25 protein-coding genes and 1 pseudogene are annotated in these 17261 nt (G+C 66.3%); 24 read left to right on the top strand and 2 right to left on the bottom strand.

Going from position 1 to position 17261, the window contains the following annotated elements; translation table 11 throughout:
* Positions 1–22 precede the first annotated feature (22 nt).
* The 24 genes and pseudogenes from gpM to BDW16_RS11645 all read left to right on the top strand — a co-directional run bounded on the left by gpM (position 23) and on the right by BDW16_RS11645 (position 16165).
* Positions 23–772, top strand: coding sequence for a phage terminase small subunit (gene gpM, locus BDW16_RS11750; protein ID WP_083954124.1), 750 nt, complete (start codon positions 23–25; stop codon positions 770–772).
* A gap of 104 nt (positions 773–876) precedes the next feature.
* On the top strand, positions 877–1377 hold the full coding sequence (locus BDW16_RS11745; protein WP_066572551.1) for a head completion/stabilization protein: 501 nt from the start codon (positions 877–879) through the stop codon (positions 1375–1377).
* Positions 1374–1580: a tail protein X gene (locus BDW16_RS11740; RefSeq protein ID WP_066572554.1), complete on the top strand. Its 207-nt coding sequence runs from the start codon at positions 1374–1376 to the stop codon at positions 1578–1580. Before BDW16_RS11745 ends, BDW16_RS11740 begins: the two co-directional genes overlap by 4 nt.
* Before the next feature lie 4 nt (positions 1581–1584).
* Positions 1585–2061, top strand: a complete 477-nt coding sequence (locus BDW16_RS11735; protein WP_066572557.1) for a phage tail protein — start codon at positions 1585–1587, stop codon at positions 2059–2061.
* A complete protein-coding gene (locus BDW16_RS11730) occupies positions 2051–2536 on the top strand; it encodes a phage virion morphogenesis protein (RefSeq protein ID WP_066572560.1) in 486 nt (161 codons plus the stop codon). Before BDW16_RS11735 ends, BDW16_RS11730 begins: the two co-directional genes overlap by 11 nt.
* Before the next feature lie 60 nt (positions 2537–2596).
* Entirely contained in the window at positions 2597–3505 is a 909-nt protein-coding gene (locus BDW16_RS11725) for a baseplate assembly protein (RefSeq protein WP_066572563.1), read from the top strand.
* A complete protein-coding gene (locus tag BDW16_RS11720; protein ID WP_066572566.1) occupies positions 3495–4157 on the top strand; it encodes a phage tail protein I in 663 nt (220 codons plus the stop codon). Before BDW16_RS11725 ends, BDW16_RS11720 begins: the two co-directional genes overlap by 11 nt.
* On the top strand, positions 4154–5272 hold the full coding sequence (locus tag BDW16_RS11715) for a phage tail protein (protein WP_066572569.1): 1119 nt from the start codon (positions 4154–4156) through the stop codon (positions 5270–5272). Before BDW16_RS11720 ends, BDW16_RS11715 begins: the two co-directional genes overlap by 4 nt.
* A 45-nt stretch (positions 5273–5317) precedes the next feature.
* On the top strand, positions 5318–7192 hold the full coding sequence (locus BDW16_RS11710; RefSeq protein WP_066572571.1) for a tail fiber domain-containing protein: 1875 nt from the start codon (positions 5318–5320) through the stop codon (positions 7190–7192).
* A 189-nt stretch (positions 7193–7381) separates the two neighbouring features.
* The gene (locus BDW16_RS11705) at positions 7382–7579 is read left to right on the top strand and encodes a hypothetical protein (protein WP_066572576.1); all 198 of its coding nucleotides are present in this window, start codon (positions 7382–7384) and stop codon (positions 7577–7579) included.
* Positions 7576–8271 (top strand): lysozyme, encoded by a 696-nt coding sequence (locus BDW16_RS11700; protein WP_066572578.1) that lies wholly within the window; start codon positions 7576–7578, stop codon positions 8269–8271. The genes BDW16_RS11705 and BDW16_RS11700 overlap by 4 nt, the downstream gene beginning before the upstream one ends.
* Positions 8268–8630 carry a hypothetical protein gene (locus BDW16_RS11695; RefSeq protein ID WP_066572580.1) on the top strand — a complete coding sequence of 121 codons (363 nt, stop codon included), beginning with the start codon at positions 8268–8270 and terminating at the stop codon, positions 8628–8630. The genes BDW16_RS11700 and BDW16_RS11695 overlap by 4 nt, the downstream gene beginning before the upstream one ends.
* Positions 8627–9016 carry a hypothetical protein gene (locus tag BDW16_RS11690; RefSeq protein WP_100362753.1) on the top strand — a complete coding sequence of 130 codons (390 nt, stop codon included), beginning with the start codon at positions 8627–8629 and terminating at the stop codon, positions 9014–9016. The genes BDW16_RS11695 and BDW16_RS11690 overlap by 4 nt, the downstream gene beginning before the upstream one ends.
* Before the next feature lie 28 nt (positions 9017–9044).
* Positions 9045–9185: a hypothetical protein gene (locus BDW16_RS21340; protein WP_157081354.1), complete on the top strand. Its 141-nt coding sequence runs from the start codon at positions 9045–9047 to the stop codon at positions 9183–9185.
* Positions 9185–9757 (top strand): phage baseplate assembly protein V, encoded by a 573-nt coding sequence (locus tag BDW16_RS11685; RefSeq protein ID WP_066572927.1) that lies wholly within the window; start codon positions 9185–9187, stop codon positions 9755–9757. The genes BDW16_RS21340 and BDW16_RS11685 overlap by 1 nt, the downstream gene beginning before the upstream one ends.
* A gap of 74 nt (positions 9758–9831) precedes the next feature.
* Complete coding sequence (locus BDW16_RS11680) at positions 9832–10197, top strand: GPW/gp25 family protein (RefSeq protein ID WP_066572586.1); 366 nt, start codon at positions 9832–9834, stop codon at positions 10195–10197.
* 10 nt (positions 10198–10207) lie between these two features.
* The gene (locus BDW16_RS11675; RefSeq protein WP_066572594.1) at positions 10208–11347 is read left to right on the top strand and encodes a phage tail sheath subtilisin-like domain-containing protein; all 1140 of its coding nucleotides are present in this window, start codon (positions 10208–10210) and stop codon (positions 11345–11347) included.
* 34 nt (positions 11348–11381) lie between these two features.
* A complete protein-coding gene (locus BDW16_RS11670) occupies positions 11382–11891 on the top strand; it encodes a phage major tail tube protein (RefSeq protein ID WP_066572597.1) in 510 nt (169 codons plus the stop codon).
* Between the two features lie 113 nt (positions 11892–12004).
* Positions 12005–12358 carry a phage tail assembly protein gene (locus tag BDW16_RS11665; RefSeq protein WP_066572599.1) on the top strand — a complete coding sequence of 118 codons (354 nt, stop codon included), beginning with the start codon at positions 12005–12007 and terminating at the stop codon, positions 12356–12358.
* Positions 12355–12489: a GpE family phage tail protein gene (locus BDW16_RS21795; protein ID WP_338417962.1), complete on the top strand. Its 135-nt coding sequence runs from the start codon at positions 12355–12357 to the stop codon at positions 12487–12489. The genes BDW16_RS11665 and BDW16_RS21795 overlap by 4 nt, the downstream gene beginning before the upstream one ends.
* Positions 12486–14777 carry a phage tail tape measure protein gene (locus tag BDW16_RS11655; protein WP_066572602.1) on the top strand — a complete coding sequence of 764 codons (2292 nt, stop codon included), beginning with the start codon at positions 12486–12488 and terminating at the stop codon, positions 14775–14777. Before BDW16_RS21795 ends, BDW16_RS11655 begins: the two co-directional genes overlap by 4 nt.
* A pseudogene (locus tag BDW16_RS21960) lies at positions 14777–14875 on the top strand (hypothetical protein); the annotation flags it as partial. The gene BDW16_RS11655 and the pseudogene BDW16_RS21960, both read left to right, overlap by 1 nt.
* The gene (locus BDW16_RS11650; protein ID WP_066572607.1) at positions 14844–15170 is read left to right on the top strand and encodes a phage tail protein; all 327 of its coding nucleotides are present in this window, start codon (positions 14844–14846) and stop codon (positions 15168–15170) included. The pseudogene BDW16_RS21960 and the gene BDW16_RS11650, both read left to right, overlap by 32 nt.
* On the top strand, positions 15170–16165 hold the full coding sequence (locus BDW16_RS11645) for a contractile injection system protein, VgrG/Pvc8 family (RefSeq protein WP_066572612.1): 996 nt from the start codon (positions 15170–15172) through the stop codon (positions 16163–16165). Before BDW16_RS11650 ends, BDW16_RS11645 begins: the two co-directional genes overlap by 1 nt.
* Here the strand turns inward: BDW16_RS11645 and BDW16_RS11640 are convergent.
* Both BDW16_RS11640 and BDW16_RS11635 read right to left on the bottom strand, forming a co-directional pair.
* Positions 16162–16506 carry a thermonuclease family protein gene (locus BDW16_RS11640; RefSeq protein WP_083954127.1) on the bottom strand — a complete coding sequence of 115 codons (345 nt, stop codon included), beginning with the start codon at positions 16504–16506 and terminating at the stop codon, positions 16162–16164. The genes BDW16_RS11645 and BDW16_RS11640 overlap by 4 nt on opposite strands.
* A 6-nt stretch (positions 16507–16512) precedes the next feature.
* A complete protein-coding gene (locus BDW16_RS11635) occupies positions 16513–17244 on the bottom strand; it encodes a hypothetical protein (RefSeq protein ID WP_066572620.1) in 732 nt (243 codons plus the stop codon).
* Positions 17245–17261 lie beyond the last annotated feature (17 nt).

Below are 17261 nucleotides of genomic sequence, written 5' to 3'. Positions count from 1 at the left end.
AACTCAAGAAGGATGCCCCGCCATGGTCAGCCCGTTTCGCCGTCACCAGCAGAGGGTGCATGCCCTCGCCGCTGGCTCGCTAGTCGCGGCGGACTCCGATGCGCCGCCCCCTGTCGAAGAAGGGACGCCGCAGGGTCAGGAATACGCAGCATTGAAGGTGCTGCTGCACGACAATCTCCGCCAGCTGTCTGACGTCGCAAGCATCGAAGCCCGCAACCCTATGAAGGCTGAATTCGCCAAGGCCTTCGCGCCTTGGATCGAGGGTGCTATTGCGGCCGGTATCGAGGGTCGCGCCGCCCAGGATGAAATCCTGATCCAGAACATGATCTGGGCGATCGACTATCGCGACTTCGACTATGCGCTCTGGCTGGGTGAGCACGCGCTGCGTCACCGTCTCGCGATGCCGGAGCGGTTCAACCGCACCGTCGCGTGTTTCCTCGCCGAGGAGATCGCCACGATCTCGCTCGACCAACAGGATGCAGTCAGCCACGCCGAGCTGCTGCGCGTCGGGGTGATGATCGACGGGCACGACATGCCCGATCCCGCCAAGGCCAAGCTGTTCAAGGCATGGTCGCGCAGCTTTGCGCGCCAGGCCGAGGCCTTCGACCCGGCGGCGGATAACGCACCCGCCGGCGGCAAGGCCTCCTATGTCGAGTCCGCCCTCGGCGCGGCGAAGCGGGCGTTCGAGCTCGACCGCAATGTCGGCGTGAAAAAGGATATCGAGCGGCTGGAACGCCAGCTCAAGGAACTCTCCCGCGACGGCGGGGGATAACAGCCCGCCCCACGGCGCTCGGGGGGCGGATGGAGATCGGGCGGCGCCGCTGCGGCAACGCGCTCGGCCACCATCCTCACCCCCCGAAAATCTAGCGAGGAACCATGACCGGCCTGATCTCCTCTCCCGCCCCGCTCCCCGACCCCGAGGGCGCCGAGGTGGTGGCCGATGGGTGGTTCCCGCCCGTCGCCGTGGCGGAGATCCGCGATCGTCTGCGCCTTGGCGGCGGCTCCATCACCAGCCTCATGCTGGTCGAAGCGATCGAAGGGGGTATGCTCCACGCCTTCCGCGAGCTGGCCGACTGGCGAACCGCCCGGGTGCTGGCGGGAGCGACGGGCCTGGCGCAGGTCACAAGCGATACGCTCAACGGCCGCAATCGCGCAGTCGTGTTGTGGGAGCGCGTCGTGCGCTACTTTGCCGCGGCCGATCTGTTCGCGGAGAATCGCGATATCTCAGCGACGGATCAGGGTCTCGACCGCAGCGCGGAAAAGGAAAGCTCGGCCGACGAATTCCGGCGCAACGCCCTCGCTGCAGTGGCTGACCTGCGCTCAATCGGCGTCCCGCCCGAGCAGGAGGTGACGCGGAACCGCGTCGAACTCATTTGATCGTCACCGCGCGCGACCGCGAGACGGTGGACGCGATCTGCTGGCGCGCCCTCGGCCGAACCGATCTGGTCGGGCAGGTGCTCAAGCTCAACCCGGGCCTCGCCGAGATCGGCCCGCTGCTCCCCGCCGGAACTGAGGTCATCTTGCCCGAGCCTGTGCAGGCCGCGACGCCGGTCCGCGAAACCGTCAAGCTTTGGGATTAGCGCCGTGAAGAAGATCGATTCGCTTCGCGATGCCCTGTTGGCGGCGACGCCGGAGCTGCAGCAACAGCCGGCGCGGCTGCGCATGTGGGTCGATCGGGGATCCGTGCAGGCTCGCCAGACCGAAAGTCTGTCGTTTGCCTACGGCTTCCGGCTCAACGTGCTGATTATGGAGCTGGCGACCGATATCTCGGTTCTGACGCTCGCCATCACGCGCTGGCTCCGGGTTAACCAACCCGAGTTGCTGGCGCCCGGCACCGACGCTTTCACCTTCGACGTCGATATTCTCGACAACAATACGGTCGATGTCCTTTTCGAGATCGCGATTACCCAGAATGTGGCGGTAACGCCCGCCGCTGGCGGCAAATTCAACTTGGTCGATCTTCCGGAGCCGGACCCGCTGTTCGGCGCAGAAATCCAGATCCCGGCGCTGAATGCTATCCTGATCGACGGCGAGCCGTTGGCGGGTCTTGATGGCGGATGACGATCTGCGCCGCCTCGAGGAGTGGTTCGGCCAGATCCTCGCGGGCCTCGCGCCAGGTGAACGGCGCCGCGGCGCCCTTCGGCTCGGCCAGCAGCTGCGCCGCTCCAACCTCGACCGCATCGCCGCCAACGTCGAGCCGTCGGGCGCGCCCATGGAGCGCCGCAAGCCTCGCTACGATCGCAAGGGCAAGCTGCGCGCCGGCGCTGGAAAGAAGATGTTCCGCGGGATGCGCGCCCTTCGCAACTGGAAGATCGGTGCGGACGAGGAGGGGGTCGAGATCGCGCCCGTCAACGGCCTGGTCGAACGCATCGCCGCGATCAATCATTTCGGGGAGCAGGTGACGATCGGACGTCTGCGCGACGGCCGCCGAATTCGCCATCGCTATCAGGAGAGGCGGCTGCTCGGGTTCTCGTCCGAGGATGAAACGCTGGCGCTTGAGATCGCCGCGGCGCTGATCGACCGCGCGCCCCGGTAATCAGGCCCGTCACCGGGCCGCGCCCTCCCTACGACCGCGCTGATCGATCATCCCGTAGGGATGCCGGGCACCCTCACCAACTCTAGCGGCGTCGATCTGTCGCGCCTTCCTGCGCCGACGGTGATCGAGCAGCTGTCTTTCGACGCGATCTATGCGCGCAACCTTGCCATCGCTCAGGCCCGGATCGAAGGGTTTGACGCATTGGTCCCTTCCGACCCCGCAATCAAGCTGCTCCACGTCTGGGCCTATCTCGAGGTGCTGCTCCGCCAGCAGTTCAACGATCGCGCGCGGTCATTGATGACCGCCTATGCGACTGGCTCGGATCTCGACCAGATCGCGCTGCGCGTTGGCGTCGGCCGCCAGCTGATCGACGCTGGCGATCCCGCCAATAGCGTCCCACCAACCTATGAGGATGACGACTCCCTGCGCCAGCGCATCGTGCTCGCGCCGGAGAGCTTTTCGTGCGCCGGGCCGGAGCTGGCCTACGTCTTCCACGCCAAGTCCGCCCACCCTGACGTTCTCGACGCGAGCGCGACATCGCCCGCGCCGGGTGAGGTTCTGGTGACACTGCTCTCGCGCACCGGCGACGGCACGGCGCCGCAGCCGACCATCGACGCGGTTGCCGCGGTGCTCACGCCGGTCGCGGGCAACCGGATCCGTCCTATGGGTGACTTGGTCACAGTCGCTTCGGCCGCAATCGTCCCGTTCGCGATCGTCGCGACCATCTACACCTTCGCCGGTCCCGATCGTACTGTCGTGCTCGAGGCGGCGCGTTTGAAGCTCGACGAATTCCTCGCGGAGAGCCGCCGCCTCGGTCGCAACGTCAACGATTCGAGCGTCAAGGCGGCGCTGACCGTCGCCGGCGTGCAGCGCGTTGTGCTGCCCGATTGGGAAGACGTGATCTGCGATCCGACGCAGGCCGGGCATTGCACCGCAATCGAGATCACGCACGGCGGCTATGACGACTGAGCGCGATCTCCTCCCGCCCAACGCGCCGATGCTCGTTCGCGGCCTGGCTGCGGCTGTCGTTGCGGACTTTGGCTCCGTTGATTTGCCGCTCGCCGCGCTATGGGATCCCGAAACCTGCCCGATGCCGTTGCTGCCCTGGCTGGCCTGGGGCTTGTCGGTTGATAGCTGGGATCCGGAATGGCCCGATTCGACCAAGCGCGCGGCCGTCGCAAACTCGATCGCCGAACACCGCATCAAGGGCACCCGGGCTTCGGTCGAAGCGGTGCTCGAGCGCTTCGACGCGCTGCTCAGGGTAGTTGAATGGCACGAGGCGGGCGGATCAGGCGTCCCGCACACCTTCGAAGTCATCCTCCCGATGGTCACGGCCCCGGGCGTCGCGCCGAGCGGCGAGCGATCGACCGCGGCGTTCGCCGATAAGATTCTGCGCGAGGTCTCGCGCACCAAGCGCCTGAGCCAGCATTTCCAGCTCGTGCAGCAGCTCGCCATCGCGGGACAGATCGGCGTCCAGTCCGCCGCCCGCGCCGCCCTGTTCATTCGTGAGGAATTCGCACTCGGCACCGACGACAGCCAGCCCTGGGGCAATTTCCTGCAAACCGAAGCCGGGGAGCCGATCCAGGCTGAGACCGGCGCCTTCCTTGAGGACGTCGGATGACCGCACACGCCCTTACCCTGGTGATGACGACGATCGGCCTTGAGCGCTTTACCGCCGCTCAGCTCGACGAAGACGTCGATCTCACCATTTCGGAAGTCGGCGTCACGCCCGACGCGTTTGTCGTAGCCCCGACGCTGACCGCGTTGCCCGGCGAGATCCGCCGCATCGCCACCGTCTCGGGCACGCAGATCGGCGACAACAAGGTTCACCTGCTCGTCCGCGACCAGGCCGAACTCAGCTACACCGTGCGCGGCTTCGGCCTCTATCTCGCCGATGGCACGCTGTTCGCAGTTTACGGACAGGAAGACCCGATCGTCGAGAAGTCGGCGCAATCGACCGCATTGCTCGCGATCGACATCGCCTTTCCCACCGGCGACATCAGCGACCTGACCTTCGGCGACACCAACTTCCTCAATCCGCCGGCGACCACCGCGATCAAGGGCGTGGTCGAGCTGGCCACCAATGCCGAGGCCATGGCCGGCGACGATCAGGAACGCGCAATCACGCCTGCGGCCCTGAAGGCGGCGATCAGCGCGGCAATCGCGGCCTATGACCGGATCGGCACGGTAAAGCTCTGGTGGGGCGATTCAGGCGACGTCGCCGCCGGCTGGGCGATCTGTAACGGGCAAACGGTCGCCCGCAGCGATGGCGCTGGCAACATCACCACCCCGGATCTGCGCGGGCGCGTGCCGGTCGGCGCCGACGATACGAATGCACTTGGCGTGACCTTCGGCGCCACCAGCAAGACGGTATCGAGCGCGACCGCCGGCGCGCACCATCACGACGTCGCGATACCTGCGCACGATCACGGTGCCGGCACGCTCGACGCGACGGTTGATACCGCGCTGACCGGCTCAACCTTCACCTACCACACCAAGGCGGACACCGCCTCGGGCGGCACCGGCAAGACGCTCGCCGTCCCGCCCGATGGCAGCGCGCCCACGCCGCCCGCCATCGTCGATCCGGGCCATGCTCACGGTGCAAGCATCTCCGGCACCACCGCTGAATGGGCGGGGGAGACGGTCGAGAGCAGCACCGGCGGCGATCATGATCACGATGTGACGGTCGATGTCACTCAGCCCTCGATCGCGCTGCACTTCATCATGCGGGTCTGATCGCCCGCTCGCCTTTCCCGCCACCGTTTCGCCGAGACCAGACCCATGAAGATCAGCACCCTCCAACAGACCAGCCCCGCCGCACCGCTGACCGGCGAGGAATCCCTGCCCCTGGTGCAGGCCGGTGTCACGGTCGGCGGCACCGCCAACCAGGTTGCCGCGCTGGTCGGCGCCCTGGTGGTTGATCTTGCCGCCGCCGGCGGCATCCATGCCTTTTACGGCACGCGGGCCGACGCCGATGATGCGATTGCCGATATTCCGGACGGCGCATTCGTCCAGGTTTTCGCCGATGAAGACGAGGACGGCGCGCGCACGGCCTACAGGAAGGTTGCCGGCGTGCTGCAGCTCGCCTTCAATTTCTCCTCGCTCTCCGGCCTGGTCGCGACGCCGGCGGGCGCCGCCTTGGTGGGCGAGGCCGAGGGGGGCAGCGTTCAGGACATCCTCGACGACTTCAAGGCGCTCGAACTCCCGGTCGATGGCGACGGCTATATCCGGCCCGGCCGCCGCTTCCGCATGGGCAGCGCGGACAATTTCAGTACAGACGCCCGCTTCATCATTTCCGAAAATGTCACCGCGACGCCGCTCGGCTCGCCGCACTTCTTTGCGACCAGCAATCGCTTCGCGTGGGACGCCGCGGATCTGTCGGTGGCGACCTATGACGTGCGAGATGTCCTGGCGCTTGCGGTTCGCCTGATCCACTTCGCCGGCTACCAGTTCGGCCCGACCAAGACCGGCGCGGGCGTGGCCGAGGATCTCTGGGCCTTTTGCAGCAGCGTCACGGTCAACGCCGGGGAGGTGAAACGGAACACCGCGCTCAAGTTCCTGCCCCCGACGATCGGCGGGACCGCCAAGGTGCTGCAGAACCTCGTCGTGTCGAGCAGTTATCTCCCGGAATATTCGGACCCGCTCAACCCGACGACCGATACGACCAACTATTTCGGTCACTTCCTGGGCGAGGCGCGCATCACCTCGGACGGCCAGGCGCGGTTCGGCAAGTTGCTGATCGCCCAGACCGAGGGCACCGCCCAGAAGCTGGCCCATATCCTCGCGCCCGGCGGGTCCGAGGCGATCCTGCGCCTGCAACAGGACGGACACCAGACTGTCGATATCGTCAACCCGGCGGGGCAGATCTACGCCGTGTTCCGCATGGCGAGCGTCGATCGCCTCAAACTCCATAACGCCGGCCACCTTGAGCCGTGCGGCGCCGGACAGAATCTCGGCTCGGCAAGTTTCCCCTGGGAAAGCGGCTGGGTCACCAATCCCTGGACCGAGACGTCCGACGCGCGCGAGAAGCACTGGATCGGCTTCCCGCAGGGCGAGGATGGCGAACGCCATATTCGCGCCGCGCGCCGTCTTGCCGCCGATCTGGGCTTCTTCCAGTGGCTCTCGGCGATTGAGGCCAAGGCGGGCGATGACGATGCGTTCGGCGCGCGCTGGCATTTCGGTATCCGTGCCCAGCGCGCGGCCGAGATCCTCTTCGACGAAGGGATCGAGCAGCGCCCCGCCCCCGGTGCGGATCCGCGCATCCGCACCGCCTGGCTGACCTATGACCGCTGGGATGACGAGTATGAAGCGGTCGTCGCGCCGGTGAGGGATACCGAGGATCGCGAGGTGATGACGCGCTCGCCGATCCTCGGCCTCGACGGCCAGCCCATCACGCGGCGCGAACTGCGCAAGGTGACGATCGAGCGCGAGCGCAGCCTGCTCAAGCCCAGCGACAAGCGCAACATGCGGCGCGCTGAGAAGGCGGGCCGCGCCGTGCTCAAGCGTGCGGCCGGCGACCGCTGGGGCGTGCGGCCGAGCCAGATGGCGCTATACATCGTCGCGGGCTTGGCAGCAGAGGGGCGCCGGGTACAGTCGGACGCGCGTCGTCTCGACGATATCGAGCGCCGGTTGGCCGCGCTCGAAACCGACCGCTAGTCGCTATTTGCTCGCGTCGAAGTAGAGGGTGCGTTCCCCGGGACCGATGTCGTTAATGCAGAATCGGGCTGGTGGATCAGAGTATCCCACCCGATGTGGTTTCGCACGAGCGCATCCTCTGGCTGGTAACGCCCCGCTCCACCCCGGCCACTCCTTATCACGCGCGCGCGGTGGCGCCATGCCGGGCCGATGAAGAACGTTTTCCAGATCCTGCCCGACGGCATGAAACATGCGCTTGACCTTGTGTCGTTCGTCGCGCTGCTCGGCTGGTTCGTGAAGGTGCTCCCGGCGGTCGCGACGATCCTGACGATCGTCTGGACGCTGATCCGCATCTGGCAGGAACCCGTCGTGCAGCGCTTCGTATCTCGCCGGAGACCGGAATCATGACCAGTCTGCTCGATCCCGCGACCGCCGGTCGCCTGTTCGACGTCGTGCGCGCCATCAAGGGCGCTCCGCTCACCGAAGCCGATGTGAAGGCGGTCAACGCCGCGCTCGCGCCGCCCTTCGTTCCGCCTGCGAAGCCCGGCGACCCGCTCACTTATCGCGTGGCATTGGAGCTGATCGACCATGAAGCGATCGTGCTCGAGGCGTATCGCGATTCGAAGCGCATCTGGACGTGGGGGATCGGCGTCACCGACAAGAGCGGGCACCTGGTCGGCCGCTACAAGGATGCGCCGCAGGCGATCCAACATGTGCTCGCGATCTATATCTGGCTGCTGCGCAACCAGTATATTCCGGACGTCCTGCAAGCGTTCGCGGGCTACGAGCTGAGCGAGACCGAGTTCGCCGCGGCGCTTTCCTTCCACTACAACACCGGTGCGATCGGCCGCGCGACATGGGTACAGCTCGTCAAGGCAGGCAAGGTCGAGAAGGCGCGCGAGCGCTTCATGGACTGGAAGAAGCCGCCGGAGATCATCGGGCGCCGCCAGAAGGAGTGCGATCTGTTCTTCGACGGCAAATGGTCGCACGATCAGTTCGTCACGCTCTACCCCGTATCGAAACCCAGCTACACGCCTGAATGGCGCGGAGCGACCAAAGTGGATGTCTCGGCGGATCTCGCCGCGGCGCTCGCGGCGTGAGGCTCCCCGATTGGCCCCCGCGAGACTGGCGCGCCCTGCTGGCGCTGCTGTTCTCGGTGCTCGGCGCGGTGGTGCTGAGCGTCTTCGTGTGGTGGGCCTATGCCCAGCTGCTGCCCTCGGCTGGATGGAGCGTCGCTAGCGAGACCAATCGCGCGACCACGCTTCGCTGGACGATCTGGATCGCGGTCGGTTCGATTGGCCTGGTGTTGCTGTCCCTCGGTATGGCGATCAACCGTCGCCGGATGACGGCCCGGTGGGGCGACAAGTCGGCTGAGTTCGAAGGCGGGGATGACGTCTCGGGGCGCCCCGCTGCGCCGCCGCCCGAAGGTGCAGAACGGCCGCCGAGGCCGAGCCGGTGATCGGCTTCGCTGTCCGCGCGTTGATGGGCCTTAGCCTGTCCAATTCGCGCGCCCGCGGCCTCGCGCCCATTGCGCTCGCCCTCGCTTTCGCCGTCGCCCTGATCGCCGGCACCCTGATCTGGCTGGCCGTCCACGACGCCGGCGTGATCGATGCGCACGAGGCGAAGCTCGACCAGCGCGCCGCACCCGCCCGCGACAAGGCCGCCGATCAGCGCGCCAAAGACACCGTTACGATTCACGAGAGGGAGCGCACATATCATGACGCGATCGATAATTCGGGGGCAGATGGCCCTCCTGATCCTGCTGGCGTCGCCCTTGGCTGTGAGCGGCTGCGCGCAGCACGCGTCCCGCTTCCCGCCGAGTGCGGATCTTCGAGCGGCAACTGAGGGCAAGCCGCAACCGACCGCCGAGATCGTGCGCAGCGCGAAGGCGGAGGCCGCGTACAATGCCTCGGTCGAGAGCTGGGGCGACAGGCTCCACGCCGCGGGCGGACGCCTGTGCCGCTACTTTCGCGATATCGGCATGAAGATCGAGTGCCCGCCGCCGGCGGAATGATGCGGGACGAGGAAGATATTCCGGCGGACCTGTCCGCCCTGATCCGTTTCGGCACCATCATTGAGGTGAGGCTCTCTCCGCCGCGTTGTCGCGTGCGGTTCGGTGATCCCGACGATGACGAGGACGAGACCGAGACCCCGGCGATCCGCTGGTTGGCGGCGCGCGCGGGGAAGACGCGCAAATGGTCGCCGCCCAGCGTGGGGGAGGAAGTGCTCTTGCTCGCGCCCGACGGACAGATCGGCAACGCGGTCGCTGTATGCGGCCTGATCAATGACGATCATCCCGCGCCCAGCTCAGAGGATATCGATCTTGCCCTGTTCGACGACGGGGCGGCGATCTCCTACGATCCCGCGGCGCACGCCCTGGTGGCGATCCTGCCCGCCGGCGGAACCGCGCGGATCGAAGCGCCTGGCGGGGTCACCTTGAAAGGTGACGTGACGATCGAAGGCGATGTGTCGATCGACGGCCGCTTGACCGCGACCGACGATATCGTCGCCGGCGAGATCAGCCTGCAGAACCACAAGCACGGCAATGTGCAGGCGGGCGGAGCGAAAACCGGCGTCGCCGAGTAGCGCCGCGCGGTAACACCGCCCTCCACCGGCTCGCCCTATCGCCTTGCGCGCGTGCGTGCCGCTTTGTGGCGGCCATGAACGGAATGTCGGCCACCACCGGGAAAGCCCTGTCCGGCGCGGAGCATATCGCGCAGTCGGTCGGCGACATTCTGTCCACGCCCATCGGCACCTGCGTCATGCTGCGCGAATACGGCTCGCTGCTGTTCGAACTGCTCGATCGCCCCGCCAATGCCGCAACGATGATGCTGTTGCGGGCAGCCACTGCGGGAGCGCTGCGCCGGTGGGAACCTCGCCTCCGCCTGACCCGCGTGTCGTTCTCGGGCGATTTCGCGGCGGGCAAGCCCGTCGTGACGATCGAGGGCACCCGAACCGATCTGGCAGGACCCGCGGCCCTGCTCGCCCTCTCCATCCCCCTCGGCCGCGATTTCGTGGCCAGCTGAAGGAACTGCCATGCACAGCCTCACTATTCGCGAATTCGCCAAGGGTCGCCGTCCGATCAAGACTCCATCGCTCGCCGTCATCGGCTTGGTTGCCACGGCGACCGCGGCCGCCGGCACGGCGACCGACGCCCTCAATGCCGCGTTCCCGATCGGCGAGCTGACGCTGGTCACGAACATCGACGCTGCGATCAGCAAGGCCGGCACCGGTGGCACGCTCGCAAAGGCGCTGGCCGCCATTGCCGATCTGACCACGCCGATCGTCATCGTCTCGCGTGTCGCCCCTGGTGCCGGTGCGGAAGCGGACGAGGAAACTGACGAGAATGTGATCGCGGGCCTCGACCTGCTTCTCAGTGCGAAGGGCGCCGTTGGCTATGCGCCGCGCATCATCGGCGCGCCCGGCCTCGATACCCTCGCCGTCACGACGCAAATGGTGATCGTGGCGAAGCGCCTGCGCGGTTTCGCCTATGCCCGGGCAAACGGCGACGATGGCGTCGAGGCGATGAACTATCGCGACGGCTTCACCGCGCGCGAGCTGATGCTGATCTGGCCGAACAGCTCGACCGAGACCGCCGGCGACGCGGTGGCGCGCGCCCTTGGCCTGCGCGCCCAGATCGATGAACGCATCGGTTGGCACAAGACGATTTCAAATATGCCGATTGATGGCGTTACCGCGCTCGACCACTACGTTCAGTTCGACCTGCTCGACCCCTCGACCGAGGCCGGGACGCTCAACGGAAAGCAGATCACCACGATCATCCGCGCGAACGGATTCCGCTTCTGGGGCAATCGCACCACGGCCGGGCCGGATCAGCCGGAGTTCGCGTTCGAAAGCGCGGTGCGCACCAGCCATGCGCTGCAGGACATCATTGCTGACGTCTTCCAGCCCTATTTCGATCACCCGATGACGGTCAGCCTGATCAAGGATCTGCTCGAGACGGCGAACGCCAAGTTCCGCGAGCTGGCCCTCAACGGCTTCATCATGGGCGCGAAAGCCTATTTCGACGCGGACCGCAATCAGCCGGAACAGCTGAGCGCAGGCCGCCCCGACTTCCGCATCGAGTTCACGCCGGTGGCGCCGCTCGAGGATCCGACCGTCGAGCTGGTGATCACCGACTTCTACTACTCCGGCTTCGCCGATCGCCTGGTCTGATCGCGCCGCCGCCCCTCTCTGAAAGGAACTGACCATGGGCTTTCCCCGCCGACTTAAGAACATCAACAGCTACGTCGATGGCGAGGGTTTCCTCGGCGTCATCGCCGAATTCGAGGAACCGAAACTCGCCATTGCCACCGACGACTGGCGCGGCGGCGGCATGGTCGGGCCGATCAAGGTCGATAACGGCCTCGAGGCGATGCAGGCGTCGATCACGATGGGCGGGCACGAGCTGCGCCTCTTCCGCAAGTTCGGCATCGCGAGCGCCGACGGGGTGCGCGTGCGCCTGGTCGGCGCCTATCAGGCCGACGACGGCACCGCTCCGCAGGCCGTCGAAGTGTATATCGGCGGCCGATTCAGCGAGATCGACCCGGGCAAGGGCAAGGCCGGCGACGGGACCGAGCACAAGTACACCGTGCCGCTCGTCTATTATCGCCGCGTCGTCGATGGGATCGTCGAGATCGAGATCGACATGATCGCCGGCGTCTTCATCGTCGATGGCTTCGACCGCTACGCCGAGATCATGGCGATCCTTACCAGCTGATCCAGCTCCGCGCGGCGGTCCTGTTGCGGGGCGCCGTCGCGCGGAGGCCGGGGGCGCTTTCCCTGTGGAGCGCTCCCGGTCTCTCCACGCCCCGCTTATGAAAGGTGCCCCGCATGGCCGACGAATCCGCCACCCCCGTCGCTCAGGACGAAAGCCGCTTCGCGACGATCAAGCTCGCCAACCCGATCATCCGCGGTGAAACGCAGATCGACACGCTGACGCTGCGCAAGCCCAAAGCTGGCGAGCTGCGCGGCCTCACTCTGCAGGACGTGATCGGCACGGATATCACCGCGCTCCTCCGGCTGATCCCGCGCGTGAGCAACCCGCCGCTTACCCAGGACGAGACCGACAACCTTGAGGCCGAAGATCTGAGCGAGATCGGCGGTGCGATCCGCGGTTTTTTTATGACCGCGGCCGAGAAGCGACTGATCGAGACGATGATCGCGGCACATCGGCCGACGGGCTGATCGCCGATATCGCCGCGATATTTCACTGGCCGCTGTCGGAATTGCGGGCGCTCGAGGTCGATGAACTGATCTTCTGGCGGGATCTTGCGGTGCAGCGCTGGAACGAGATGCAAGGGACAAAGGACGAATGAGCAACAAGCTCTCCTTGCTGGTCAATTTCGTCGGCGTCGATCGTATGTCCGGCGCCCTTCGCAACATCGTCGGCCTTGGGCGAAACGGTTCGCAGTCGCTGCGCGCACTCAATGGCGAGGCGCGTCGGCTGCAGCGCGAAATGCGCGACGTCGGCCGCGACATGCGCACGGCCAGCGGGAACGTCACTCAGCTGATCGAGCGCGAGCGCGAACTCGAACGTGCGCTCGCCGGCGTCAATCGCCAGATCGACCGCCAGAAGCGCCTCGCGGCGATAGATGCAAACAAGGCGGCCATGCACCGGCGCGGGGAGGATCTGCGCGCCAGCGGCCGCGACAATGTGGTTGGGGGCATCGCGTTGGCAGCCCCCTTCATCGCCGCGACAAAAGGCGCGATGGAGTTCAGTAGTGGTATGGTCGATATTCAGCAGAAAGCTGGGATGACCAACCGCGAGACCGATCGCATGGCAGCCAGCATCCTGCGTCTGTCCCGGGCCGCTCACCAACTCCCGGAGGATATGCGCGCCGGCATCGATCAGCTCGCCGGCCTGGGCCTTGATCCCCGCCAGGCCGTGCGGATGATCGGCCCGATTGGCCGCCTCGGCACCGCGTTCAAGGTCGATCTGGCCGATGGTGCAAACGCCGCCTACGCCAACGTCCGGAACCTCAAGGTGCCTCTCAGCGACGCGTCGAAGGGCCTCGATATTATCGCCGCCTCTGCCAACCAGGGGGCCTTTGAAGTCGATAGCATGGCGAGGCATTTCCCGTCCCTGACCGCTCAGATGATGGCGCTAGGGCAGAAAGGCACGGGAGCAGTCGCCGATCTGGCGGCGGCGCTGCAGGTGGTGCGTGGTGGCACCGGCACCTCCGATGAAGCGGCAAACAACGTGGAGAACCTGCTCGCCAAGATTAGCGCGCCCGCGACCATCACAGCGTTCAAGAAGAACTTTGGCGTCGATCTGCCCGCCGCGCTCAAGCGCGCCTATGCCGAGGGCAGAACGCCGCTCGAGGCGATTGCGGAGCTGACGAAAAGAGCGACGGGGGGCGACCTAAGTAGGCTCGGCTTCGCGTTCGAGGATATGCAGGCCCAGGGCGCCGTGCGCCAGCTGATCCTTGATATGGAACTTTACAAGCGGATGCGGGGCGAGATCGCCAAGGCAGACGGCACAGTGGACAAGGCCTTCGCTCAGCGCGAAGCGCGGGATGCCGCGCTCAACTGGCGAAAATTCACGGTCGCCGCGCAGGCAGCGTCGATCCAACTCGGCACAAAATTCCTCCCCGTCGCGACCGAGTTTCTGGGCACGGTCACTCTGCTCGCCGGCAAGGTAGGCGACTGGGCACAGGCCAACCCCGAACTCGCCGGAACCCTGGCGAAAGTGGCAGCATATTTGATCGTCGCCAAGATCGGCGTCGGCGCCCTGCAGTTCGCGTTTGGTGGTCTGCTCGGTCCGCTCGCCTCGACGATCGCGTTCTTCCGAAAGGTCGAGGGCGTCAGCCGCTTCACTCGCACGATCGGATTCCTCAAATCGGCCGTTACCGGCGCCGGGCCGATCATCGTGCGCACCTTCGGACTGATCCGGATCGCGGCTCTATTTCTCGCCCGCGGCGTCATGCAGGCCGGGTTGATGATGATGGCGAACCCGATCGTGCTCGCGATCACCGCGATCGTGCTCGCGGTCGGCGGCGCCGCCTATCTGATCTATACCCATTGGGATAAGATCAAGGGCGCCTTCAACGCCGGCGTCGCATGGGTCAAAGGCATCCTCTCCGCGATGCCCGCGTGGCTCAAGAACATTGGCTCGGCGATGATGCAGGGGCTGTTGATGGCCCTCAACCCGATGCTGCTCGCCCAGCGGCTCCTCGCCATCGCGCGCAGCGGGATCACGGCGTTCAAGAACTTCTTCGGCATCAAGTCGCCCTCGCGCCTGTTCATGGAGATGGGCGGGCACATGACGGGCGGACTTGCGCTTGGCATCGAACAGGGCGCGCGTGGTCCGCAACGGTCGATGGCACGCATGATGTCGGGTCTATCCGGCGATGCGCCCGGCATGGCACCCGCCCAGGCGCCGATGATGCGACGTCTGCGGGAGTCGCCGGCGATGCGCCCGGCTGGGGCAGGCACCGCGAGTCTGGCGGAGCTGCTGGCGGCGCTGGCGGCGCTAGCTGGCGTCAATATCAACGTCTACGGGGCGCAGGGACAGGACGCGGAGGCTCTTGTGCGGGAGATCATGCGCAAGCTCGAGGCCGCCAAGGGCGCCAAGTCGCGCCGCACTTATGAGGGCGACCGCTGATGACGCTTTCCCCCGCGCACCTGCTGTCGCTCGGCATGTTCGTGTTCGGCATGGACACCATCGCCTATGACGATCTCTCGCGGCGCGTCTCCTGGCGGCATCCGCAAAGCGAGCGCTTCGGCGCGCGGCCGGCGTCACAGTTCGCCGGTCCGGGGGGAAGACGTCATCACCATCAATGCGCTCCTCGTGCCGGAGATTGCTGGCAGCTACGGCGCGATCGAAGCGCTCGAGGAGATGGCCAACACCGGCGACAGCTACCCGTTGCTCGACGGCCTCGGGCGCGTGCTCGGCAACTATCGCATCGAGCGGATGGAGGAGACGCACCGTTCGATCATGGCGGGCGGCATCCCTCGACAGAAGGTGGTGTCGATCGAGCTGGTGCGGAGCGACTGATGCCGGCGAACGTGGCGGCCATCCGCCTGATCCTTGACGACGGCACCGACCTGACGGCGAAGGTGAACCCGCGCCTGCTCGAGCTGACCCTGAGCGAGAAACGGGGCGGCGAGGCGGACGAGCTATCCCTCACCCTCCATAACCATGACGGCGCGCTCGCGGCGCCCGAGAAGGGCACCTACCTTGCCCTGCAGCTCGGCTGGGAATCCGGCGGCGACGTGCAGATTGGTTTGGTCGATAAAGGCCGCTTCCGCGTGGACGAGGTGCGGGAGGGCGGTCCGCCCGATGTCGTCATCCTGCGCGCTCGCTCGGCCGACTTCACAGGCGATTATCGCAAGCGGCGCTCGCGGAGCTGGCGCGACACGACGCTCGGCGCGATTCTCAACACCATCGCCGGTCGCAATGGCCTGTCGGCTCAGGTCCACCCGACGCTGGGCAGCAAGGCTGTCGCTGTCATCGAGCAGCACAACAAGAGCGACATGGCCTTCGTGAAGGATCTCGGTAGCCGCTACGACGCGCTCGCGACGTGGAAGGACAAGCGACTGATCTTCATGCCGGTTGGCAGCGCGACCACGGCGAGCGGCGCGACGATCCCCTCGACCACCATCACGAAGCGCGAAGGTTGGACATGGGAGTTCGGATACGCGGAGCGCGAGGAGCACGACGGCGCGGAAGCGCAGTATCACGATCCGGCGGGCGGGCGCCGGCGCACTGTGAAGCGCGGCGGGGACAAGCGCCGACGGCTCAAGCGTGTCTATGCGAGCGAGGCCGAGGCGCGCCAGGCCGCCGACGCGGCCGTTTCCAAGGGGCGGCGGGGCGCTCGCACGTTCGATTACGAACTCGCGCTCGCAATGCCTGCGTTGCAGCCGAACGGGCGCGTCACGCTGCAGGGGTGGAATAGCCGCATCGACGCGCTGCACTGGCTGGTCGAAAGCGTGGAGACGACGCTCAACCCCGACGGGATCGCTCAGAAACTGAAGCTCGAAAGCGCCTAAGGCCAGCGGACGGCATAGCCGGCGCGCAACTGCGCCTCGCCCAGGTCGCGGCCCCCGCTGGTGCAACGCACCACGGGGCGGTCATATCGGTCCCGCGCCTGATAGCCGCGCCGGCGCGGATCGGCATCGACTTCGGTGCAGCGGACCGTGCGGCCTTCGACCAATCGCGCCAGGTTGTCGCGCGCACCTTTGGCGTCACCCGGCGCACATATCCTTTTCCGCGGGCAGCCGTGCAGCTCTGGAGCGTCGATGCGCGCTAGCCGAACCCGCCCAACGTCACGGCACCGGAGCGTGTCGCCGTCGATCGCCAGCGCCGCTATGCATAGGAAGGTCAGGGGCACAGGAAGCTACTTCGCCAGCTCCTTCAGATCAGCACCCGCTTTCGTCGCCGCATCCATCGCATTCGCCACGCACGCTAGGACGCCACCTTGCGCAGCCTCTATCCGATCTTTCAACTCGGCGACTTTCGATGGCCTGGCTTCGCCGTCGTAGATTTCCATCATGGTCTCGCCCGCCATCTGCTTCATGATTGCCGCATCGCCGCATACCTTGATGGCCTTGTCCGCCGCCACCTCTGCCTCCCCGGTGAAGCTGGCGGGCGGGTCCATGCCGATGAAGCTTGAAGCACTTTCACGGCACCCCTCTGCCTGCTCCCGACTTGCTGTATAGCCGTCGAACACCGACGCTCGACCGGTCCTGATCAGATCGGCCGCTTCCGCCGATCTCTTTCCGCCGGCGTCACAGGGAGCCATCGCGGACACAACATTCCTATAGAAGGCGACCGCATCGGCCTTGCCGCTCTGCGTTGATGATCTTGCAGCGGCCGGTGCGGCGGCGGTCTCGTTCTTGACGGCTACTCCGCCTGAGTTCGTGCACTGCCCGACGATCGCCAACAACGCTACGAGGGCCAACAGGGCGCCGCAGCCGACCTTGAGTTCTTTCCCATGTTGCTTCTTGCGCGCTGCCACCTGTTCAGGCGTGAAATCGGTTTGGCAATGGGGGCATCGCTTCGCGTCCACGGCGATCGGCTCGCGACATGCATCGCACGAAACCTCGTTCCATTTCGGCTTCTTCGGCATTTCCCCTCCCCGCGCCC

This window comes from Sphingomonas koreensis (assembly GCF_002797435.1).
In the GTDB taxonomy this organism is placed as follows: domain Bacteria; phylum Pseudomonadota; class Alphaproteobacteria; order Sphingomonadales; family Sphingomonadaceae; genus Sphingomonas; species Sphingomonas koreensis.
This window is presented reverse-complemented; position numbering and strand designations above follow the sequence as displayed.